19 protein-coding genes are annotated in these 22,481 nt (G+C 39.6%); 18 read left to right on the forward strand and 1 reads right to left on the reverse strand.

Annotated features, from left to right (window positions below; genetic code table 11):
- Positions 1-407 precede the first annotated feature (407 nt).
- The 15 genes from HT703_RS11455 (at position 408) to alaS (ending at position 17,837) form a co-directional block, all read left to right on the forward strand.
- Positions 408-554 (forward strand): hypothetical protein, encoded by a 147-nt coding sequence (locus HT703_RS11455; RefSeq protein WP_000669513.1) that lies wholly within the window; start codon positions 408-410, stop codon positions 552-554.
- Positions 555-584: 30 nt separating this feature from the next.
- Positions 585-929 carry a hypothetical protein gene (locus HT703_RS03945; RefSeq protein WP_000489503.1) on the forward strand — a complete coding sequence of 115 codons (345 nt, stop codon included), beginning with the start codon at positions 585-587 and terminating at the stop codon, positions 927-929.
- A 482-nt stretch (positions 930-1,411) separates the two neighbouring features.
- Entirely contained in the window at positions 1,412-2,143 is a 732-nt protein-coding gene (gene budA / locus HT703_RS03950; protein ID WP_023936077.1) for an acetolactate decarboxylase, read from the forward strand.
- A gap of 9 nt (positions 2,144-2,152) precedes the next feature.
- Positions 2,153-2,905, forward strand: coding sequence for a YhfC family glutamic-type intramembrane protease (locus tag HT703_RS03955; RefSeq protein ID WP_119919707.1), 753 nt, complete (start codon positions 2,153-2,155; stop codon positions 2,903-2,905).
- A 115-nt stretch (positions 2,906-3,020) separates the two neighbouring features.
- The gene (gene murB / locus HT703_RS03960; protein WP_000116176.1) at positions 3,021-3,926 is read left to right on the forward strand and encodes a UDP-N-acetylmuramate dehydrogenase; all 906 of its coding nucleotides are present in this window, start codon (positions 3,021-3,023) and stop codon (positions 3,924-3,926) included.
- 159 nt (positions 3,927-4,085) lie between these two features.
- A complete protein-coding gene (locus tag HT703_RS03965; protein ID WP_000742900.1) occupies positions 4,086-5,243 on the forward strand; it encodes an ABC transporter ATP-binding protein in 1,158 nt (385 codons plus the stop codon).
- The gene (locus HT703_RS03970) at positions 5,224-6,030 is read left to right on the forward strand and encodes an ABC transporter permease (RefSeq protein ID WP_138700326.1); all 807 of its coding nucleotides are present in this window, start codon (positions 5,224-5,226) and stop codon (positions 6,028-6,030) included. The genes HT703_RS03965 and HT703_RS03970 overlap by 20 nt, the downstream gene beginning before the upstream one ends.
- Entirely contained in the window at positions 6,027-6,800 is a 774-nt protein-coding gene (locus HT703_RS03975) for an ABC transporter permease subunit (RefSeq protein ID WP_000712740.1), read from the forward strand. The genes HT703_RS03970 and HT703_RS03975 overlap by 4 nt, the downstream gene beginning before the upstream one ends.
- The gene (locus HT703_RS03980; protein WP_172929938.1) at positions 6,797-7,867 is read left to right on the forward strand and encodes an ABC transporter substrate-binding protein; all 1,071 of its coding nucleotides are present in this window, start codon (positions 6,797-6,799) and stop codon (positions 7,865-7,867) included. The genes HT703_RS03975 and HT703_RS03980 overlap by 4 nt, the downstream gene beginning before the upstream one ends.
- A gap of 252 nt (positions 7,868-8,119) precedes the next feature.
- Complete coding sequence (locus HT703_RS03985) at positions 8,120-10,912, forward strand: DNA methyltransferase (RefSeq protein WP_054392781.1); 2,793 nt, start codon at positions 8,120-8,122, stop codon at positions 10,910-10,912.
- Complete coding sequence (locus HT703_RS03990) at positions 10,909-12,840, forward strand: DEAD/DEAH box helicase (protein ID WP_000203246.1); 1,932 nt, start codon at positions 10,909-10,911, stop codon at positions 12,838-12,840. The genes HT703_RS03985 and HT703_RS03990 overlap by 4 nt, the downstream gene beginning before the upstream one ends.
- The gene (locus HT703_RS03995; RefSeq protein ID WP_000129156.1) at positions 12,833-13,987 is read left to right on the forward strand and encodes a GIY-YIG nuclease family protein; all 1,155 of its coding nucleotides are present in this window, start codon (positions 12,833-12,835) and stop codon (positions 13,985-13,987) included. The genes HT703_RS03990 and HT703_RS03995 overlap by 8 nt, the downstream gene beginning before the upstream one ends.
- Before the next feature lie 85 nt (positions 13,988-14,072).
- Positions 14,073-14,408 (forward strand): hypothetical protein, encoded by a 336-nt coding sequence (locus HT703_RS04000; protein WP_000661302.1) that lies wholly within the window; start codon positions 14,073-14,075, stop codon positions 14,406-14,408.
- A 303-nt stretch (positions 14,409-14,711) separates the two neighbouring features.
- Positions 14,712-15,197 carry an LURP-one-related/scramblase family protein gene (locus tag HT703_RS04005; protein ID WP_000847069.1) on the forward strand — a complete coding sequence of 162 codons (486 nt, stop codon included), beginning with the start codon at positions 14,712-14,714 and terminating at the stop codon, positions 15,195-15,197.
- 21 nt (positions 15,198-15,218) lie between these two features.
- A complete protein-coding gene (alaS, locus tag HT703_RS04010) occupies positions 15,219-17,837 on the forward strand; it encodes an alanine--tRNA ligase (protein ID WP_000811774.1) in 2,619 nt (872 codons plus the stop codon).
- An 89-nt stretch (positions 17,838-17,926) separates the two neighbouring features.
- On the opposite strand, the gene HT703_RS04015 is transcribed toward alaS, so the two are convergent.
- Complete coding sequence (locus tag HT703_RS04015) at positions 17,927-19,381, reverse strand: alpha-amylase (protein WP_001181039.1); 1,455 nt, start codon at positions 19,379-19,381, stop codon at positions 17,927-17,929.
- 179 nt (positions 19,382-19,560) lie between these two features.
- Here HT703_RS04015 and HT703_RS04020 point away from each other — a divergent pair, with 179 nt between their 5' ends.
- The 3 genes from HT703_RS04020 (at position 19,561) to HT703_RS12095 (ending at position 22,257) form a co-directional block, all read left to right on the forward strand.
- A complete protein-coding gene (locus HT703_RS04020; RefSeq protein WP_000569210.1) occupies positions 19,561-20,310 on the forward strand; it encodes an ABC transporter ATP-binding protein in 750 nt (249 codons plus the stop codon).
- Positions 20,291-21,925 (forward strand): hypothetical protein, encoded by a 1,635-nt coding sequence (locus tag HT703_RS04025; RefSeq protein WP_001237593.1) that lies wholly within the window; start codon positions 20,291-20,293, stop codon positions 21,923-21,925. Before HT703_RS04020 ends, HT703_RS04025 begins: the two co-directional genes overlap by 20 nt.
- Positions 21,926-21,996: 71 nt before the next feature.
- Positions 21,997-22,257, forward strand: coding sequence for a hypothetical protein (locus tag HT703_RS12095; RefSeq protein WP_000590367.1), 261 nt, complete (start codon positions 21,997-21,999; stop codon positions 22,255-22,257).
- Positions 22,258-22,481: the final 224 nt, after the last annotated feature.

Below are 22,481 nucleotides of genomic sequence, written 5' to 3' on the forward strand. Positions count from 1 at the left end.
CCCTTGATTTTGTTACATTGTACCCTTTTTTTTCCTTCTTGGCAATGTCTAGGGTGTTTCTCTCGTTCACATCTAAGAGCAAATGTGGTATATTCCCATCTTTAATACTTTTTTTGAAATCAAAGAGCAACCAAATGCAGATGTGACAGTTTTTCGGAACTTTTTTCTCTTTAAAACAAAATATGTATTTTTATCTGGGGTTGGTTTGTTTTAAAAAGTTTTCATGCTAATTTCCCCGTATTACTTGCACATATTTTTAGGAAAAAACTTGAAACCGTTTTCTAGTTGTGGTATAATAGAATTGAAAAATAAAAGTATACGAATGACTTGTTAGAAAGGAGTTTTAAATCAGAAAATCAAGTTATTTTATCAGTAATATATATTTGTGACTTGAAGGAGTGTTTTTTATGAAATTTAAAAAAACTGTAACTTCAGCTCTTGTTGTATTATCACTATTTTCTATTATGTCTCCTTCTATAGTTTCTGTTAGAGTATTTGCTGATGATGTAACTACTACGGAAGTTTCTGAAATTAGTACCCAAGAACAAAAATAAATAGATGATGTAGCTAATGTTCTTGATCAAATGTTTAGAAATGGAGTTAATGAAAAAAATTTTACTGAATATGTTTATAAAAACTTTTCTCAAAAAGATATTGCTCTTGCGGAAAATAAATTAGAAACTAATATTAATAATCTCTATGACAGAGTCCCTTGGGATGAGATGGGAGGATGTATAGCGAGAAAAATACGAGAAGAATTTTTTGCTATGACCAATGTTTCGCTAATTGTTAAGTATGCGCAGAAAAAGGCTTGGTTAGAATTAGCTAAAGTGGTACTAAGATTTGTTAAAGCTAATGGACTTAAAACAAATATTTATATCATTGCTGGTCAGTTGGCTATTTGGGCAGTTCAGTGTGGTCTGGAATAATGCGTGATAAAAACTTTTTAATAAAAGATGGGATTATTAGCTTTTTGATTGGATTTGTATATGCATATTTAGTGTTACAAAAATTTATCCTTTGGAAAATCCTTTTGTTTGCATTTATTTTTGCAATTATTAATACAATATTTATGTTTGCTAGGAACAAAAAATAAATAATGATTTAGTTAAATAAAAAAAGGCCCCTAGGGAAGTGTGTTCCTTAGGGGTTGTTGTGCCAGTTCAAGTTTTGTTTCTGTCAAAATCTCAGGCTACCCGTCGGAAAGCGTCCAGACTCGATGCATTTTTCAGATAAGCTACGACCTCTTGGTACTTGCTTTGTTTCTTCATTCCAGACCTCCCTTGATTTTGTTACATTGTACCCTTTTTTTCTTTCTTGGCAATGTCTAAGGTGTTTCTCTCGTTCACATATAAAGCTAAATGTGGTATACTTAGGAGTAACATTTATAGAATAACAAACAAGAAAGAGAATGGATAAGAACGTGCAGGAACCAGTGAAATTATTTCAATACAATACCCTTGGAGCCTTGATGGCTGGCCTTTATGGTGGGACCATGACAGTAGGAGAATTGCTAGAGCATGGAGACCTTGGTTTGGGAACCTTGGATTCCATTGATGGGGAATTGATTGTCTTGGATGGCAAGGCTTATCAAGCCAAAGGCTCAGGAGAGCAACCGGAAATTGTAGAAGTATCACCAGATGCCCTTATTCCTTACGCAGCAGTAGTACCACATCAGGCAGAGGTCATTTTCCGCCAGCGCTTTGAGATGACAGACAAGGAATTGGAAGAACGGATTGAGTCTTATTATGACGGGGAAAATCTTTTCCGCTCTATCAAGATTCGTGGGGAATTTTCACATATGCATGTGCGCATGATTCCTAAGTCGGCACCAGATACCAAGTTTGCTGATGTCGCAACCCATCAACCTGAATATAGTCGTGACAATGTGGCAGGAACCATCGTTGGTTTCTGGACGCCAGAGATTTTCAATGGGGTCAGTTTGGCAGGATATCATCTACATTTTATCTCAGATGATTTGACCTTCGGTGGGCATGTTATGGACTTTGTTATCAAGGAAGGCATTATCGAGGTGGGAGCTATTGACCAGTTGGACCAACGTTTCCCAGTCCAAGACCGTCAATACTTGTTTGCTAAGTTCAATGTTGACGAGATGAAAAAAGATATTGAAAAGGCAGAATAGGAGAAGAAAATGATCATTCATATTATCATTACCATGGTGCTGTTGCTGGCTTTCTTGCTAGGGAGCGTTTGGTATGCCAAAAAGAAATACCAGACTAATCTAGCTGCCTTGGGATTGGGTGCAGTCGCTTTCTTTGTTTCTTCGCAGATTTTGGAAAAACTGGTGCATATCTTAGTTTTACATCCTCAAAAAGACGGTAGTATTGCTCTCTTGCAAGATCATCCGCTTGTCTATATCATCTATGGCCTAGCCATGGCAGCATTTTTTGAGGAAACGGCTCGTCTTATTTTCTTCAAATGGTTGGAGAAAAAGAGAAGTTTGGAAAAGGCAGACGCCTTGGCCTATGGGTTAGGGCATGGTGGTTTGGAGTTGATTTTCCTAGGTCTTACTAGTTTACTCAATCTCTACTTCGTGCTTTCGGCAGTTCAAACTCAGGATCCACAGGTCATGCAATTACTGTCTGAAAATATGTTGAAAACCATTCAGTCACTTTCGGTCTGGCAGATTTATTTGCTTGGTTTTGAGAGAATCTTGGCGCTAGGTTTCCAATTACTCTTGACTGTTTGGGTTTACCAAGCTGTTCGCCAGAAGAAATGGATTTATCTCCTAGCAGCCTATGGCCTACATGCCTTCTTTGACCTAGCACCATCTCTAGTCCAAGTTGGCTGGTTGACAAATCCAGTCTTGGTTGAAGTTGTCCTAGCACTTGAACTTGTTCTGGTTGCCTATGGGACCAAGGCAATCTTTTGTAAAAAATCATAAGAAAAAAGGGGGAAACCTCTTTTTCTTATGCAAAATCCAGACAAGGTCTTTTTATGGTCGTCAAATGTCTCTAAAAATGGTATAATGGAATGAATTTTGTAAAAGGAAGAGTGACATGTCTGTAAGAGAAAAAATGCTTGAAATCTTAGAAGGGATTGATATCCGTTTTAAGGAACCCTTGCATAGCTATAGTTATACAAAAGTAGGTGGAGAGGCCGATTATCTGGTCTTTCCACGAAATCGTTTTGAGTTGGCTCGCGTTGTCAAATTTGCTAATCAAGAAAATATCCCTTGGATGGTTCTTGGCAATGCTAGCAATATCATCGTTCGTGATGGTGGAATTCGTGGATTTGTCATCTTGTGTGACAAGCTCAATAATGTTTCTGTTGATGGCTATACTATTGAAGCAGAAGCAGGGGCTAACTTGATTGAAACAACTCGCATTGCGCTTCGTCATAGTTTGACTGGCTTTGAGTTTGCTTGTGGCATTCCAGGAAGCGTTGGCGGTGCTGTCTTTATGAATGCGGGTGCCTATGGTGGCGAGATTGCCCACATCTTGCAGTCTTGTAAGGTCTTGACTAAGGATGGGGAAATCGAGACCCTGTCTGCCAAGGACTTGGCTTTTGGTTACCGCCATTCAGCTATTCAGGAGTCTGGTGCAGTTGTCTTGTCAGCTAAATTTGCCCTAGCCCCAGGAACCCATCAGGTTATCAAGCAGGAAATGGACCGCTTGACGCACTTACGTGAACTCAAGCAACCTTTGGAATACCCATCCTGTGGTTCGGTCTTTAAGCGTCCAGTCGGGCATTTTGCAGGTCAGTTAATTTCAGAAGCTGGCTTGAAAGGCTATCGTATCGGTGGTGTTGAAGTGTCTGAAAAGCACGCAGGATTTATGATCAATGTTGCTGATGGAACGGCTAAAGACTACGAGGACTTGATTGAGTCTGTGATTGAAAAAGTCAAGGAACACTCTGGCGTTACTCTTGAGAGAGAAGTTCGTATCTTGGGTGAAAGCAAGTAGGAAGCTTTGGCTAAAAAGCTGCTGCTATGTCATGGAAAGGGGGTGAAAGCCTATCGTTAGTGCAGAAGAATGTAGGCAGTTCAATCTCCTACACGAGGTAGTAGTGGCCTGACAGAGCCCTGATCTGTTAATCTATGAAAAAGAAGGAATAAATGACAATTGAAAAAACCAATTATTGAATTCAAAAACGTCTCTAAAGTTTTTGAAGACAGCAACACCAAGGTTCTCAAAGATATCAACTTTGAGTTGGAAGAAGGGAAATTCTACACTCTTTTAGGCGCATCTGGTTCAGGGAAATCAACTATCCTTAACATCATTGCAGGTTTACTGGATGCGACAACAGGAGATATTTTATTGGACGGTGTCCGAATCAATGACATTCCAACCAACAAGCGTGACGTCCATACCGTCTTCCAATCCTATGCCTTATTTCCACATATGAATGTGTTTGAAAATGTTGCTTTTCCGCTCCGCTTGCGTAAGATCGACAAGAAAGAAATCGAGCAACGCGTAGCGGAAGTTCTCAAGATGGTTCAGTTGGAAGGGTATGAAAAACGATCCATTCGTAAACTCTCAGGAGGACAACGTCAGCGTGTGGCTATTGCCCGTGCCATTATCAACCAACCCCGTGTGGTTTTGTTGGATGAGCCTTTGTCAGCGCTGGACTTAAAATTACGAACAGACATGCAGTACGAACTGCGTGAACTGCAACAACGATTGGGCATTACCTTTGTCTTTGTCACTCACGATCAGGAAGAAGCCCTGGCCATGAGTGACTGGATTTTCGTTATGAATGATGGCGAGATTGTTCAGTCTGGAACTCCTGTGGACATCTACGATGAGCCAATCAACCACTTTGTTGCCACCTTTATCGGGGAGTCAAATATCTTGCCAGGTACCATGATTGAGGACTACTTGGTTGAGTTTAACGGCAAACGCTTTGAAGCAGTAGATGGGGGGATGAAGCCAAATGAGCCTGTCGAGGTTGTCATTCGTCCAGAGGACTTGCGCATTACCCTGCCTGAAGAAGGCAAGCTCCAAGTTAAGGTGGATACCCAGCTCTTCCGTGGGGTGCACTATGAAATTATCGCCTATGACGAACTTGGAAATGAATGGATGATCCACTCAACTCGTAAGGCCATCGTTGGAGAGGAAATCGGTCTGGACTTTGAGCCAGAAGACATCCATATCATGCGTCTCAACGAAACTGAAGAAGAGTTCGATGCTCGTATCGAAGAATACGTGGAAATCGAAGAGCAAGAAGCAGGTCTGATCAATGCAATCGAGGAGGAAAGAGATGAAGAAAACAAGCTCTAAACTCTTTGTAGTTCCCTACATGCTCTGGATCGCCCTCTTTGTCCTGACACCCTTGGTCTTGATTTTCGGACAATCCTTTTTCAACATTGAAGGCCAGTTTAGTTTAGAAAACTATAAATCTTACTTTGCGTCACAAAACTTGACCTACCTAAAAATGAGCTTTAACTCTGTACTCTATGCAGGAATTGTGACCTTTGTAACCCTGCTCATCAGCTATCCGACAGCCCTCTTTTTGACCCGTCTCAAGCACCGTCAACTCTGGCTCATGCTGATTATCCTACCTACCTGGATCAATTTGCTCCTTAAAGCCTATGCCTTTATCGGAATTTTTGGTCAGAATGGCTCTATTAACCAATTCTTGGAATTTATCGGAATCGGCTCACAACAGTTGCTTTTTACCGATTTCTCCTTTATCTTTGTCGCAAGCTACATCGAGCTTCCCTTTATGATTTTGCCGATTTTCAATGTCTTGGACGATATGGATAACAATCTCATCAATGCCAGCTACGACCTTGGTGCGACCAAGTGGGAAACCTTCCGTCATGTCATCTTCCCTCTATCTATGAACGGAGTGAGAAGTGGGGTCCAATCGGTCTTTATCCCAAGTTTGAGTCTCTTCATGCTGACCCGTTTGATTGGTGGGAACCGCGTTATCACGCTGGGAACAGCCATTGAGCAAAACTTTCTGACCAATGACAACTACGGTATGGGTTCTACCATCGGTGTGATTCTCATCCTGACCATGTTCATCACCATGTGGGTAACTAAGGAAAGGAGAGAACGATGAAAAAATTTGCCAATCTATATCTAGGACTGGTCTTTCTTGTCCTCTACCTGCCGATTTTTTACCTGATTGGCTATGCCTTTAATGCAGGCAATGACATGAATAGCTTTACAGGCTTTAGCTTGAGTCATTTTAAAACCATGTTTGGCGATGGTCGTCTCATGTTGATTGTGACTCAGACCTTTTTCTTGGCCTTTCTATCAGCCTTGATAGCGACCATTATCGGGACTTTTGGTGCCATTTACATCTACCAGTCTCGTAAGAAATACCAAGAAGCCTTTCTATCACTCAATAATATCCTCATGGTTGCGCCTGATGTTATGATTGGTGCCAGCTTCTTGATTCTTTTTACTCAGCTCAAGTTTTCACTTGGCTTTTTGACCGTTCTTTCTAGTCACGTGGCCTTCTCGATTCCTATCGTGGTCTTGATGGTCTTGCCTCGACTCAAGGAAATGAACGGTGACATGATTCATGCGGCCTATGACCTTGGTGCCAGTCAATTTCAGATGTTCAAGGAAATCATGCTTCCTTACCTGACTCCGTCTATCATTGCAGGTTATTTCATGGCCTTCACCTATTCGCTAGATGACTTTGCCGTGACCTTCTTTGTAACGGGAAATGGCTTTTCAACCCTATCAGTCGAGATTTACTCTCGTGCTCGTAAAGGGATTTCTCTAGAAATCAATGCCCTGTCTGCCCTTGTCTTTCTCTTTAGTATTATCCTAGTTGTTGGCTATTACTTTATCTCACGTGAGAAGGAGGAGCAAGCATGAAAAAACTCTATTCATTTTTAGCAGGAATTGCAGCCATTATCCTGGTCTTATGGGGAATTGCGACGCATTTAGATAGTAAAATCAATAGTCGAGATAGTCAAAAACTGGTCATTTACAACTGGGGAGACTATATCGATCCAGAACTCTTGGAGCAATTCACAGAAGAAACAGGCATCCAAGTTCAGTATGAGACCTTTGACTCCAACGAAGCCATGTATACCAAGATCAAGCAGGGTGGAACGACCTATGATATTGCCATTCCTAGTGAATACATGATCAACAAGATGAAGGACGAAGACCTCTTAGTTCCGCTTGATTATTCAAAACTTGAAGGAATCGAAAATATCGGACCAGAGTTTCTCAACCAGTCCTTTGACCCAGGCAATAAATTCTCCATCCCTTACTTCTGGGGGACTTTGGGAATTGTCTACAATGAAACCATGGTAGAGGAAGCGCCTGAGCATTGGGATGACCTCTGGAAGCCAGAGTATAAGAACTCTATTATGCTCTTTGATGGGGCGCGTGAGGTGTTGGGACTCGGGCTTAACTCGCTTGGTTACAGCCTCAATTCCAAGGATCCGCAGCAGTTGGAAGAGACAGTGGATAAGCTCTACAAGTTGACTCCAAATATCAAGGCTATTGTGGCGGACGAGATGAAGGGATACATGATTCAGAATAACGCTGCAATCGGTGTGACCTTCTCTGGGGAAGCCAGCCAAATGCTAGAAAAAAATGAAAATCTACGCTATGTGGTTCCGACTGAGGCCAGCAACCTTTGGTTTGACAATATGGTCATTCCCAAAACAGTCAAAAACCAAGATGCAGCCTATGCCTTTATCAACTTTATGTTGAAACCTGAAAATGCTCTCAAAAATGCGGAGTATGTCGGCTATTCAACACCAAACCTACCAGCGAAGGAATTGCTCCCAGAGGAAACAAAGGAAGATAAGGCCTTCTATCCCGATGTTGAAACCATGAAACACCTAGAAATTTATGAGAAATTTGACTATAAATGGACAGGGAAATATAGCGACCTCTTCCTACAGTTTAAAATGTATCGGAAGTAGGAGATAAACGTAAGAAGACGAATCAGTTAAGCTGGTTCGTTTTTTAGAAAAAATAGAAATTATGGTATAATAGTTTTAGGCAGAGAGTTATTAGTATTGTTTATAGCATCTCTGAAAATTTAATTCCAAAGGAGTTCAAAATGAGCCAGACTACGCAAATGCATATATATATAACCTAATAAAAAATGCAAAAATATATATTGAAACCTACTGAAAATTCAGTAGGCTTTTTGCGTTTCTTGGAGGTATCTAATGGCTAAAAAGTTATTAAATATCACTGAGATTGAGGATAGAACTAAGGTTTTAGTAGAAAATCTTAATAAATTGACATTTATTATTGATTTTGTTTCATTGTTTGACATTACTAAAACGACTATAACAAGAGCAAGTAAAGTGGCAACTGATGATTTTATAATAAAAAACAGATTGTATTTTCGTAAAGTTGAAAATCAGCCATTACTTGCTCTGACTGAGATTGATAAAGAGTTGGAGGGTCAGGTTCGTAAATCTCGATTTATTATTACAACAGATTTTCAAGAATTATATGCAAAGGATACACAGACAGGGCTGACTCTTGCAATTTCTTTTAATGATTTACCAGCCCATTGTGACTTCTTCTTACCTTGGAATGGTATTGAAAAGATTGATTATGATAAGGAAAATCCAGCTGATGTAAAAGCGGCAGAGCGTTTCACCAAACTTTATGACGAACTAATTTCTATCAATCCTGAACTAGCCATCACTGAAACTGATGGTAAATCATTTAATCTATTTTTGATCCGTGTTCTTTTTCTACTATTTGCAGAAGATACAAATATCATCTCCAAGGGAGCTTTCACAAATGTTATTAAGATGAGGACATCCGAAGATGGTTCTGACTTAAATGAGTGTGTTAGAAAGTTATTTACTGTTTTAGATATGCCTGAATGTAGTCGTCAGGATTTGGAGTCGTGGTTATCAGATTTTCCCTATGTAAATGGTAAGCTTTTTTCAGAGCCACATCATGACCTTATTTTCAATAAAAGAACTCGTCAATTACTCATTGAAGCAGGGGAATTGCTAAACTGGAATGAAATCAATCCAGATATTTTGGGCTCAATGATTCAAACCGTGGCAAATGCAGAAGCGAGATCAACATCGGGTATGCACTATACTAGCGTGCCCAATATTATGAAGGTCATCAAACCACTATTTTTAGATAATTTACGAGCAGCATTTACGGAATTAGAAGAACGAGCTGATTACTATATAGGAGGTGGTGACTTTAGCGAGGAACATCGTCGCAAGGAATTACGACAAATCTTACCTAAGTTAGAAGATTTACTCACTCGTATGGCCTCTATCAAGTTTTTAGACCCTGCCTGTGGTTCTGGAAATTTCCTCATCATTACCTATAAAGAACTTCGTCGTTTAGAAATTAATATCTTAGTCAAACAGCGTGAAATTCGTGACTCCTTGAATGAAAAAGCTGTTTATCAAGGAGAATTGATTGCTGATGCATCTAAGATTTCTCTATCCCAGTTTTCAGGAATTGAATTGGATGATTTCGCTCATGAAGTAGCAAGGCTATCCTTGTATGTAGCAGAACACCAGATGAATGTGGAAATGGAAGAAGCTCTTGCTGATGTCCATCCAAGGCTACTCCCCTTAAGAGAAGCTGGAAATATCGTTTGTGGGAATGCTCTAAGAATTGAATGGGAAACTGTGTTGAATGTCAAGGCAGATGACGAAGTTTATATATTTGGAAATCCGCCGTATATAGGCTCTAAAAAAATGACCTTGGAACAAAAGAAGGAACTGGAAAATGTGATTTGTTCAGAAATTTCTTCTAAAAAATTAGATTATATTTCGGGATGGTTTTATAAGGCAACTCACCTTATTTATGGTAAAAATGCTCAATATGCTTTTGTAACAACAAATTCAATAAATCAAGGTGAACAAGTTTCAATTTTGTGGAGTGTTCTTCTACGATATGGTCAAATTTCCTTTGCGTATCAATCTTTTAAATGGAACAATAGCGCGGCCCATAATGCAGGGGTTACAGTTACGATTATTGGATTTTCAAATAAAAATGATAAGAAAAGAATTATATATAGTGATAAGGGAGAAAGTTATGGAAAGAATATAAATCCCTACCTAACTTTTGCAGATGATATTATTGTATCTAATCACAATGATGCAGAGAAGTTAAATAATTTTCCAAAAATAGTCTTTGGGAATATGCCAAGAAGTAAATATCTAATACTGACAAATGATGATAAAAATAAATTAGTTCAAAGATATCCTGAAACTGAAGTGTATTTTAAAAAGTATATTGGAGCAGATGAGTATATCAATGGAAATTTTAGATATACTATTTGGATTGATCAAGATGAATATACTAAATTAGATAAGATCCAGGAATTCCATCAATTATTTGAAAATGTAAGACAAGAACGCCTGAATTCTCAGGCTGCTGGAACAAGAGAAACTGCATCCACACCATGGAAATTTGTACAACGAGGTGAATGGGACGAAGCATATGAAAAAGGCGATATAGAAGGTTGTCAAGCCATTATTGTTCCACGTGTATCATCAGAATCTCGTACTTATGTACCTATGGGATTTATTGAAGATGACACAATTGTATCAGATTCTGCCATGGTTATTTACAATGCTCCTATCTGGCTTCTTGGTATCTTAGAATCCAAAATGCACATGGTTTGGCTTCGTTCAATTGGTGGTAAATTAAAGACAGATTATCGTTATTCAGCTGGGTTGGTCTATAATACATTCCCAATTCCAGAACTTTCGGAATCTCGGAAAAGTATGCTTGAGGATGCTGTTTTTGAAATGCTGGATGTTCGAGAAGAAGAAGGTGGAACCTTGGCTGAATTGTACGGTGGAGCCAATAAGCCGATGAACGAACGTCTTCGCCAAGCACATGAAAAAATTGATGGTATCGTAGAACGTGCCTACCAGCAAAAAACTTTTGAATCAGATGAAGAAAGGCTCAGTGTCTTATTGAATCTGTACAAAGAAATGACAGAAAAGGAAGCGAAATGACCTCAAATATATTTGAAATCAATTACAATGGTACAGGTGCTAGTCAATCAAATAATGCACTTGGAATGCGTGAAATGCAGGCGCGTGTATATGCTAAGAGAACTTCTCAACACTTATTGATTAAGGCTCCTCCTGCCTCTGGTAAGTCGAGAGCTCTGATGTTTATTGCTCTTGATAAACTACATGCTCAAGGCCTGAAAAAAGCTATTATAGCAGTCCCAGAAAGATCTATCGGAAAATCCTTTCGTTCAACAAAATTGACTGAATATGGTTTTTACTGGGACTGGGAAGTGCTTCCAAAAAATAATTTGACTGAACAAGGAACCAGCAAAAGTAAGGTAAAACAGTTTGTAGACTTTATGCATTCAGAGTCGCCTGACGATAGAGTTCTAATCTGTACGCATGCCACCTTGCGTTTTGCCTTTGAACAGCTGGCTGATAGTGATTTTAATGATGTTCTTTTAGCTATCGATGAATTTCATCATGTATCTCAAGATGATAATTCAGTTTTAGGGAATGCTTTGAGAAACATATTAGCCAATTCAACAGCTCATGTAGTGGCTATGACAGGATCTTACTTCCGTGGAGATTCTGTCCCTATTTTGGCACCTGAAGATGAGCAAAAATTTGATAAGGTATCCTATACTTATTATGAACAGTTGGAGGGGTACAAATATCTGAAAAGTTTTGCTATGGGTTATAACTTTTATCGTGGTCGTTACACGGATGCTTTGCACGAAGTACTGGACACAAGCAAGAAAACTATTATTCATATTCCCAATGTAAACTCAGGTGAATCAACCAAGGATAAGTATGATGAAGTTGACCGAATTTTAGACGAACTGGGGCAAGCCGTTCCAGACCCTAAGACTGGATTATGGTTGGTTACTGAGGAAACAGGTCGTGTATTGAAGGTCGCTGACCTTGTCACAGAAGAAGGGCGTGAAAAAGTACAGGATTATCTAAACAAGATGACCAGTTTAGATGATCTCGATATCATTATCGCACTTGGTATGGCTAAAGAAGGTTTTGACTGGCCTTATGCTGAGTATGCTTTAACGATTGGCTATCGTCAGTCGCTGACAGAAATTGTTCAGATTATAGGTCGAGTAACACGGGATAGTTCCAATAAGTCACATGCTCAATTTACCAATCTCATTTCTCAACCAGATGCTCAAGATGATGAAGTTTTCTTTGCTGTGAATAATGTTATGAAGGTTATTACAGCTAGCCTATTGATGGAGTCTGTTTTAGCACCAAATTTTAAGTTCAAACGAAAAGATCGAGAAGACCAGAAATCTTCTGGTGCCGAAATGTTTGTGAAAGGCTTAAAAGAGCCTAGCACTCAAAGAACAAAGGATATCATAGAAAATGATTTGAATGACTTACGTGCTAGTATATTGCAAGAACCGCGTATCCAAACTGCAATTGCTGCGGGAACGGATGCAGAAGTCATTAATAAGCAAATGATTCCAGCCATCATTAAACAAATCTATCCTGACTTAAGTGGGGCTGAAGTTGAAGAAGTTCGTCAACAGTTTATTAGTCAATCGGTAGTTCAATCAGCTGAACGGAAAGAGGGAGTAGGGCAAACAGACTTTCTAAAAATGGCAGATAAATTTGTGAATATTGATGACTTATCCATTGATTTGATTGATCAGATTAATCCTTTCCAGAGAGCTTACGAAGTTATATCACGTGAAATTGATGCTCCGACTTTGCGTCTAATACAAGATTATATGGATGGTCAGAAGATGGAGTTTTCTGAAGAAGAACTGTTAATTCTTTATCCTCAAATTAAGCAGTTTTTAAATGAAAATGGTCGTCATCCAGATAAATCAAGTCATGATAAGTACGAACAGAGACTTGCTTATGCTTTGTTACAATTGTCTCAGATGAAGCTGAAGATGGAGAGTGGTAATGACTGATTTTAAAAACTTAAATGACATATTTAACGATTCTGATTTTGAACATTTAATAGCTCCTTTAAAACCTAAGAAAAAAATAGTTACAGATCATGAAGTAGAGAAATTTTTAGAAATTATAGATTGGGTGAGAGAAAATAATGGGCAAGAGCCACAAAAGTCTAGAAATATTAAAGAACGCAGTTTATTTTCTCGATTGAATGGTATTAGAAAATCTCCTGATAGCATCCGAAAGTTAGAACCTTATGATGAATTTGGGCTACTAAAAATAGATATCGTTGAGTCCGAGACCCCTATTTCAAGTCCTGCTAGTTTAACAGATATTTTATCAGATGAATTGTTTGAGTCGGTAAATAGTGCTGAAAAATCGTTATTTGATGTCTCACGTTATAAACGAACGATTCAAGCGCGTGATAAAATACGAACACGTAAACGGATGGGCAATTTTGAAGATTATCAAGGATTATTTACTCGTGTTCATGATGAAATTAGTGAAGGTCGCCGTCAAGTCAGAAATTCTGATGTAATAAAAGAAAAAGAAATTAAACCTGGTATGTTCTATGTTGATAATGGAGTAATGGTTTATGTTGCTTCTAAAGGAGAAGACTTCACTGACAAGAATGGCTATACAAACGCTGAACTTCATCTCGTATATGAAAATGGTACAGAAAATAAGAAGGCCTTACTCCGTTCTTTTGTCTCAAATTTACACGATAGAACCCGACATGGACGAATGGTAACAGAATTGATAGAAGATGTGATGACTGGCATTAGTCCGAGTGAACGCATTACAACTGGATATATCTATGTAGTGAAATCCTTGAGTAGCAATCCTCAAATTGCTAACATCCGTAATCTCTATAAAATCGGTTTTACACAGGATCAAATTGAAAAACGGTTAGCAAATGCAGAAAAAGAAGGAACCTATCTTTATGCTCCTGTCCGTTTAGTAGCTAGTTTTGAGGTTCAGAATTTCAGCGCTCTAAAATTAGAAACGACTCTTCATCATTATTTTGCAGACAAACAGTTAGACATAGAATTAATAGCACCAAATGGAGAGAGCTTTGTTCCTAAAGAATGGTTTTTAGTATCGCTAGATGAAATCCAAGAAGTGATTGAAAAAATTGGATTTGAAATTAGATTCAAATAAAGAAAGACACTATTTATAAGATTATTTAATATTTAGAGAACACAAAATATTTTAGACTGATTAAACTAAAAGGAATAATAGGAAAATGAAAGAACTGAAATTATTGAAATATGCTACAATTGTATTTATGGTTTTTATCTTCTTTTGGGTAAGCTTTGGGGGTTATATCTTAGGAACTCAAAGAAGTAATGAAATAGAAACAGAGCAACAAATAGGTAAAAAGGTAGAAACAGCCAAAGAGACACAACGATATGAGATGTTAGACTATGAGGCTGAACTGGAAGACGCTGAGATTTTGGGTAAGTTCTGGAATAAAAAAGGTTACTATATTGTGGTGTATGATAAGACTACAAAAGCTCCAGAATTGTTCAAGGTAGAGTTTTCTGAGTGGAAACGTATGAGTATAGGGGAAACCTATTAAACAGTGTTAGAAGGCAAAATAGAGCCTTCTGAGATGTATTAGAATAAAAGTGCTATTAGTTAAGATCATTTCCAGTTGACGCAAGCTTAAAAAAACGTTATAATAAGAAAGTTGAGAATTGATTTTCACTTGTCTTAGTCCAGAGAAATGGCGGTGCTGCGAGCCATCTAAGCTAGAAAGTCATGCTACTCAATTTAACAATTGCATAAGAATAAGAGAATGACAAGTTCATTGAATGAAGGTGGTACCGCGGTTTTTCGCCCTTCGTGATATGAGCTTGTCTTTTAGTTTTTGGAGGTGTTGATGAAAACATTTCTTGTCAAACAAAAGTTTCGTCTTGGAGGCGAACGCTTCGCTATCAAGGATGACAGGGGAGAAATCGCCTATCAGGTGGAGGGATCATTCTTTAAGATTCCTAAAACCTTTACCATCTATGATGTTAATGGTGAACAAGTCAGTCAGATCAGTAAAGAAATCTTGACCTTGCTTCCACGTTTCGAGATTCAGCTTAGGGACGGTTCAAATTTCGTTATTCGTAAGAAGTTGACCTTCTGGCGAAATAAGTATGAGTTTGATAATCTGGGTCTTCGTATTGAGGGCAATATCTGGGACTTGAATTTCAAATTGCTGGATGATCGTGATCAGATGATTGCAGAAATTAAGAAGGAACTCTTCCATCTGACCTCTACCTATACCGTAACGGTTCTTGAGGACACTTATGCAGACCTAGTCATTTCCCTCTGTGTCGCGATTGACTATGTGGAAATGCTGGAAAGCCAATCACATTAAACAAGTAAATAAGGAGACAATATGAAACAACTATCTAGTGCACAAGTACGCCAAATGTGGCTTGACTTCTGGGCGACCAAAGGTCACTCTGTAGAACCATCAGTTAGCTTGGTTCCTGTAAATGACCCAACACTTTTGTGGATCAACTCTGGGGTAGCAACCCTTAAGAAATACTTTGATGGGACCATCATTCCTGAAAATCCACGTATTACCAATGCCCAAAAGGCTATCCGTACCAACGACATTGAAAACGTAGGAAAGACTGCGCGTCACCATACCATGTTTGAAATGTTGGGTAACTTCTCAATCGGGGATTACTTCCGTGATGAAGCTATCACTTGGGCTTATGAGCTTTTGACAAGCCCTGAGTGGTTTGACTTCCCAGCTGAAAAACTTTACATGACCTACTATCCAGACGATAAGGATTCTTACAACCGCTGGATTGAAGTGGGAGTGGATCCAAGTCACTTGATTCCAATCGAAGATAACTTCTGGGAAATTGGTGCGGGACCCTCTGGACCAGATACAGAGATTTTCTTTGACCGTGGAGAGGCTTTTGACCCAGAAAATATCGGTCTTCGCCTGCTTGCAGAAGATATCGAAAATGACCGTTATATCGAAATCTGGAACATCGTATTGTCACAATTTAACGCAGACCCTGCTGTTCCTCGTAGCGAATACAAGGAATTGCCACACAAGAACATTGATACGGGCGCTGGTTTGGAGCGTTTGGTGGCGGTTATCCAAGGGGCTAAGACCAACTTTGAAACGGACCTATTCATGCCGATCATTCGTGAAGTGGAGAAATTGTCTGGTAAGGTCTATGACCAAGATGGCGATAACATGAGCTTTAAGGTTATCGCTGACCACATCCGTTCTTTGTCATTTGCCATCGGTGATGGTGCCCTTCCAGGAAATGAAGGTCGTGGTTATGTCCTTCGTCGTCTCCTTCGTCGTGCCTCTATGCATGGTCAAAAATTGGGCATCAACGAGCCTTTCCTTTATAAACTCGTTCCAACTGTTGGAAAAATCATGGAAAGCTACTACCCAGAAGTGCTTGAAAAACGTGACTTTATTGAAAAAATCGTTAAGAGCGAGGAAGAGTCATTTGCTCGTACCCTACACTCAGGTCAACACTTTGCCCAAAGCATTGTAGCTGACTTGAAAGAAAAAGGTCAATCGGTCATCGCTGGTTCAGATGTATTCAAACTCTATGATACTTATGGATTCCCAGTTGAATTGACTGAAGAAATTGCTGAAGAAGCTGGTATGACTGTGGACCGTGAAGGTTTTGAAGCAGCCATGAAAGAACAGCAAGAACGCGCGCGTGCGTCAGCTGTCAAGGGTGGCTCAATGGGTATGCAAAATGAAACTCTTCAAAACATCACTGTAGAAAGTGTCTTCAACTACAATGCTAGCCAATTGTCTTCTAAATTGGTAGCTATCGTGGCGGACAATGCAGAAGTAGAAGCTGTTTCAGAAGGAACTGCCTCTCTTATCTTTGCGGAAACGTCATTTTATGCTGAAATGGGTGGACAGGTAGCTGACCACGGACAAATCTTGGATGAGTCAGGTAAGGTTGTGGCTACTGTGACCAATGTTCAGAAAGCCCCAAATGGTCAAGCCCTTCATACAGTTGAAGTCCTTGCACCGCTTGCCTTGAACCAAGAATATACCTTGGCAATTGATAGCAATCGCCGTCACCGTGTCATGAAAAACCACACTGCGACTCACTTGCTTCACGCTGCCCTTCACAATATCCTTGGAAACCACGCGACACAAGCAGGATCTCTTAACGAAGTTGAATTCCTTCGCTTTGACTTTACCCACTTCCAAGCAGTGACTGCTGAAGAATTGCGCGCGATTGAACAGCAAGTCAACGAGAAAATCTGGGAAGCTCTTGAAGTGAAGACAGTTGAAACGGATATTGACACTGCCAAAGAAATGGGAGCTATGGCCCTCTTTGGTGAGAAATACGGTAAAGAAGTCCGTGTTGTTACTATCGGTGACTACTCTATCGAGCTTTGTGGTGGTACCCACGTTGGCAACACTTCTGAAATTGGCCTCTTCAAGATTGTCAAAGAAGAAGGGATTGGATCAGGAACTCGCCGTATCTTGGCAGTGACTGGTAAGGAAGCCTTTGAAGCCTACCGTGAACAAGAAGATGCTCTTAAAGCAGTCGCAGCAACTCTTAAAGCACCTCAACTTAAAGAAGTACCTCACAAGGTAGAAGGACTTCAAGAACAACTTCGTCAATTGCAAAAAGAAAATGCTGAATTGAAAGAAAAGGCCGCAGCTGCAGCCGCAGGCGACATCTTCAAGGATGTTAAGGAAGTCAACGGTCACCGTTACATTGCTAGTCAAGTGTCTGTATCTGATGCTGGTGCCCTTCGTACTTTTGCAGATAACTGGAAACAAAAAGACTACTCTGATCTTCTTGTCCTAGTTGCCGCTATTGGTGATAAAGTCAATGTCCTTGTAGCAAGCAAGACAAAAGACCTTCATGCAGGAAACCTTGTCAAAGAATTAGCACCAATCGTTGATGGACGTGGTGGTGGTAAACCAGACATGGCCATGGCAGGAGGAAGCAACCAAGCTAAAATCCAAGAATTGTTGGATGCAGTAGCAGGTAAATTGTAATTGAGTAAAGATCTATCCATTTGGGTAGGTCTTTTTGTGAATGCAAAAAAGCCAAATCCGATTGGACCTGGCTTGGTTATTATGAACTATTAGATGGTATTGACTGCCCAGACACTTACGGATCTAGCTGAGACTGGGAATTGTCCATAACCTTCCTCATCGATTGTAACATGACTTTGGTGGTTTCCAAGTAAGTCTATGAAAGTTTGGTTAGCCCATTCTTGGCCGACAAACATTGACTTGCTGTTTTCTTGGTTATTTGAGATAAGGACTGCGATTGGGGATTGATGTTCAGCACCTGAACGTACCCAACCGATACAGTTTGCGTCATCAAAGTAGTCTGTTTGCTCTCCATAGGCCAAATCTTTTCGGATGGCTAGGAGACGGTCAAGGACTTCTTTGAAATCTTGTTGAGCATATTGCCCTGAAATCCCATAGTAGTCGCCGTAAAAGACACATGGAAGGCCATTTTGGCGTAACAGAATGAGGGCATAGGCTGCTGGTTTGAACCATTCTTCAACGGTAGACTCAAGAGCCTGACCTCGTTGTGTATCGTGGTTGTCGACAAAAGTCACAGCCTTGTCAGGTTTGAGTTCAACCAAGCTATCTGTGAAAATGCTACGAAGATCGTAGTTGGAACCTGCTCGACTAGCATCAAAGAGATTCTGGTGGAGACGAACATCGACAAGATCGAATCGTTCTTCCGTTTTTTCAAGATAGTCTAGGTTGGCTTCCTTGTCTGGGTTCCAAAATTCACCAAAAACGTAGAAATCGTCACCGTATTTTTCCTTTATATCACGGATAAAATTGCGCATAAAGAAAGAATCAATGTGCTTAACGGCATCCAAGCGGAAACCAGCTACACCAGTCGTCTCCATGAACCAGTCAGCCCAGTCATAGATATTTTGGATGACTTCAGGATGTTTAAAGTCTAGATCAGCATACATGAGGTAGTCGTAGTTACCGTTTTCGTTATCGACCAATTCCTCGTTAGCCCAGCCCTTGTTATCCCCTTGAATCAGATAAATCCCAGACTTTCGGCGTTTGGCATCATAGTCTGTACCGGTGAAGTGGTACCAGTGCCAGTGGAAGTCATTATAGGTATCTTGGCGACCATCGAAGGTAAAGCTAGTCCAGCCGTTGATGATGAAGGGTTCTCCGAGTTCGACTGTACGGTCAACAGGATCCACCTCAATAACCTGAAAGGCTTCCCTGTGATCGGCAGCAGCCTTGTGGTTGAGAACTACATCAGCCATAGGTTGAATTCCCTGTGCTTTTAGAGCTTGAATAGCTTGAAGATAGTCTTCTTTAAAACCATACTTGGTGCGGACAGTTCCTTTTTGGTTAAACTCTCCTAAGTCGAATAAGTCATAGACCCCATAGCCGACATCTTTTTCATTGGTAGCCTTGAAAGCTGGTGGCATCCAGACATGGCTGATACCGAGATCAGCTAGGTGTGGAGCATCTTCAGCCAGACGCGTCCAGTGCTGACCGTCGTGGGGCAGATACCATTCAAAGTATTGCATGAGTGTTTGATTTTGCATGATGTTTCCTCTTACTTGTCAATCTTGTTCTTTATTCTATCATAAAGTATCTCTTGGCGCAAACGTTTGCGTAAGAATAGAAGGAAACTATTGTATCTACTTAAAATAAAGTGTTGATTTTTTTGTATCAAAGTGCTAGTATAATAGTATGTGATATAGATAAAGATAGGAGTCATCCCATGATTGAATTTCAAAATGTTAGTAAGTTGTATGGTGATAAAGAGGCTTTGAGCAATCTCAATTTGCAGATTGAAAATGGGGAGATTATGGGCTTGATTGGCCATAATGGTGCTGGGAAATCGACCACCATAAAATCCCTAGTCAGTATCATTTCGCCCAGCAGTGGTCGTATTTTGGTAGATGGTCAGGAGTTATCGGAAAATCGCTTGGCTATTAAACGAAAGATTGGCTACGTAGCAGACTCGCCTGACTTATTTTTACGTTTAACGGCCAATGAATTTTGGGAATTGATTGCTTCATCCTATGGTCTGACTAGCTCTGACTTGGAGGCTAATCTAGCTAGGCTATTGAACGTTTTTGATTTTGCTGAAAATCGCTATCAGGTTATTGAAACCCTTTCTCACGGAATGCGTCAGAAAGTCTTTGTCATCGGGGCACTTTTGTCTGATCCTGATATTTGGGTTTTGGACGAACCCTTGACTGGTTTGGATCCCCAGGCTGCCTTTGATTTGAAGCAAATGATGAAGGAACATGTACAAAAAGGCAAGACGGTCTTGTTTTCAACTCATGTCCTAGAGGTAGCTGAGCAAGTCTGTGATCGGATTGCCATTTTGAAAAAGGGACATTTGATTTATTGTGGTAGCGTAGAGGACTTGAGAAAAGACCATCCAGACCAGTCTTTAGAAAGTATCTATCTTAGCCTTGCTGGTAGAAAAGAGGAGGTTTCAGATGCGTCTCAAGGTCATTAAAAAATTAGTTGATATCAATATCCTCTATTCATCTCAAGAAGCTAATCTGGCTAACCTACGAAAGAAGCAAGCTAAAAATCCTGGAAAAAAAGTAAATGTTTCCGCTAGAGTCCTAAGTTCTTACATTTTTTCCAGTCTCTTGATGCTCATCATGTTTATAAATATAGCCATTCATTTTCCTTTTGAGGAAATACCAAGTTTTTTTAGTAGCATGGTTGCTATTTTACTGGTGCTTGCCTTTTCAACTTCTTTCACTGCATTTTACAATGTCTTTTATGAGAGTAAGGACTTGGCATCGTATAGGCCCTATGCCTTTAAAGAATCAGAGATTATAATTGCTAAAGGACTGTCTGTTCTCTTGCCAGCTCTAACTGGAATTGTACCAATCCTAGCTTATTTTCTAGTCCTCTATATTAGGCTAGCTCCTTCTCTATGGCTGGGTTTGCCTTTGATGCTACTGTCCTTGACCCTATTATTTGTCTCTGTTACTTTAGTGATGGTAGTGGCAGTACATTTCTTGGCTCAGACTAGGGTCTTCAGAAAGTATCAGTCTATTTTTTCGAATGTGATGATTGGGATAGGAGTTCTCATACCTTTAATATATGTCTTCTTTCTACAGTCGACTTCTGGACGTATTGTTGACAAAGTTAGAGACATTCCATTTCTCCTTTATCCTATTCATCTCTTTTACAAAATAGCAGTGGAGCCTTTTTCGACAGAAGCCATCCTGGGTCTGCTCGCTTGGATAGGACTAACTGTCTTCGTGCTTTACTTGAGCAAAAAGAAGGTTTTTCCTCGTTTTTATGACGTGATTCTGCTTAACAGTGAGGAGAAGGTCAAGAAAGAACGTCGCAGTAAGGAGAGAATTTCAACTACTAAAAAGGGATTTTTCCGTATGGTTTTACGCTACCACCTCACCCTCTTGGGACAGGGGACTGGCGTGATTACAGTGCTTTTTACAAGTGCTTTCCTTCCTTATCTCATGATGATCGGTCTGATTTCCAAAATCCGAGATTCTCAGATAGTTCCAGACATTCATCCTCCATACTGGTTACCCTTGTTTTTTGTAGGAGTGTTTATAGCAGTTGTCAATAACAATATCACCAGCCTACATTCAATTGCCTTGTCCTTGGAGAGAGAAAATGTTGATTTTCTTAAGAGTTTACCCTTTGATTTTGCTTGTTATGTGAAAGTGAAATTTTGGATTATATTTGCTGTCCAGTCCTTTTTACCAGTTCTGACTTTATTTGGACTTTCTCTATATCTAGGCTTGCCCATCCTTTCGATGATTTACCTCCTTGTGGCATGGATCCTTGCCAGTGTCATCCTTTCTTGCCACAATTACTTTAAGGACGTGAAAAATCTGTCAACCAATTGGAGTAGCATTACGGACCTGGTAAACCGTTCAAATCGTATAGTAGCAATAGTTTTGATTTTTATTTATAGTGCAATCTTAATGGCCCTTGTAATAGGGAGCTTATTCTTGGTTCGGTCTCTCGTCCCTGTCCTTGCCATCAGCTTGGGAGTAGGAGTTCTTATCCTCTTGCTTGCTCTTGCTATTTTTGGCTATCATTACTACCTGTCACGCATATTGGCAGAAATAGAAAAAAGATGAGCTAGTTGGTCGCTTGCTTGATAAATTCAATTCGACAAACGCTTTTATAGTTTGTTAGAATGTAGTTGTAAATGATTAAGATTGGTAATCAAAAATATATAGGGAGGAATGTTTTGAATAAGAAATATAACATAGTTCTATTTTTGTTGTTTATAGTTTATTTATTGGGATATTTTTCAATTTCAAAAACTTTCATTCCTATAATGTGTGTGATCCAAGTATTTTTGATAGAACATATATTTAAAGTTCGAAATAGAATGATGCAAATAGGTGAAATTTTAATTATTGTTGCTTCTATGATATTATTTATTGATAGTATATTGAGTTTGTAACAAAAGTCTTCTCTATAGAATCAAATTTTCCAGATACCTGCTGAGGCTGATTTATCTTCTCTCTATGCCTTCTCATCTTTATTCTACTATCTACGTCACTAAACTTGACAGACACATATTGCAGGTACAGCCTCTCCAGCTACAATCTCAAAGTTAATACTCTTCGAAAATCTCTTCAAACCACGTCAGCTTTGCCTTGCCGTAGATATGGTTACTGACTTCGT

This window comes from Streptococcus sp. 3874 (assembly GCF_013276425.1).
Classification (GTDB): Bacteria; Bacillota; Bacilli; order Lactobacillales; family Streptococcaceae; genus Streptococcus; species Streptococcus pseudopneumoniae.

What these genes read in the sequence shown, in the direction of transcription:
- HT703_RS11455 (WP_000669513.1), top strand. Translation starts at nt 408, where the DNA reads ATGAAATTTAAAAAAACTGTAACTTCAGCTCTTGTTGTATTATCACTA.
- HT703_RS03945 (WP_000489503.1), top strand. Translation starts at nt 585, where the DNA reads ATGTTTAGAAATGGAGTTAATGAAAAAAATTTTACTGAATATGTTTAT.
- budA (WP_023936077.1), top strand. Translation starts at nt 1,412, where the DNA reads ATGGATAAGAACGTGCAGGAACCAGTGAAATTATTTCAATACAATACC.
- HT703_RS03955 (WP_119919707.1), top strand. Translation starts at nt 2,153, where the DNA reads ATGATCATTCATATTATCATTACCATGGTGCTGTTGCTGGCTTTCTTG.
- murB (WP_000116176.1), top strand. Translation starts at nt 3,021, where the DNA reads ATGTCTGTAAGAGAAAAAATGCTTGAAATCTTAGAAGGGATTGATATC.
- HT703_RS03970 (WP_138700326.1), top strand. Translation starts at nt 5,224, where the DNA reads ATGAAGAAAACAAGCTCTAAACTCTTTGTAGTTCCCTACATGCTCTGG.
- HT703_RS03975 (WP_000712740.1), top strand. Translation starts at nt 6,027, where the DNA reads ATGAAAAAATTTGCCAATCTATATCTAGGACTGGTCTTTCTTGTCCTC.
- HT703_RS03980 (WP_172929938.1), top strand. Translation starts at nt 6,797, where the DNA reads ATGAAAAAACTCTATTCATTTTTAGCAGGAATTGCAGCCATTATCCTG.
- HT703_RS03985 (WP_054392781.1), top strand. Translation starts at nt 8,120, where the DNA reads ATGGCTAAAAAGTTATTAAATATCACTGAGATTGAGGATAGAACTAAG.
- HT703_RS03990 (WP_000203246.1), top strand. Translation starts at nt 10,909, where the DNA reads ATGACCTCAAATATATTTGAAATCAATTACAATGGTACAGGTGCTAGT.
- HT703_RS03995 (WP_000129156.1), top strand. Translation starts at nt 12,833, where the DNA reads ATGACTGATTTTAAAAACTTAAATGACATATTTAACGATTCTGATTTT.
- HT703_RS04000 (WP_000661302.1), top strand. Translation starts at nt 14,073, where the DNA reads ATGAAAGAACTGAAATTATTGAAATATGCTACAATTGTATTTATGGTT.
- HT703_RS04005 (WP_000847069.1), top strand. Translation starts at nt 14,712, where the DNA reads ATGAAAACATTTCTTGTCAAACAAAAGTTTCGTCTTGGAGGCGAACGC.
- alaS (WP_000811774.1), top strand. Translation starts at nt 15,219, where the DNA reads ATGAAACAACTATCTAGTGCACAAGTACGCCAAATGTGGCTTGACTTC.
- HT703_RS04015 (WP_001181039.1), bottom strand. Translation starts at nt 19,381, where the DNA reads ATGCAAAATCAAACACTCATGCAATACTTTGAATGGTATCTGCCCCAC.
- HT703_RS04020 (WP_000569210.1), top strand. Translation starts at nt 19,561, where the DNA reads ATGATTGAATTTCAAAATGTTAGTAAGTTGTATGGTGATAAAGAGGCT.
- HT703_RS04025 (WP_001237593.1), top strand. Translation starts at nt 20,291, where the DNA reads ATGCGTCTCAAGGTCATTAAAAAATTAGTTGATATCAATATCCTCTAT.
- HT703_RS12095 (WP_000590367.1), top strand. Translation starts at nt 21,997, where the DNA reads ATGATTAAGATTGGTAATCAAAAATATATAGGGAGGAATGTTTTGAAT.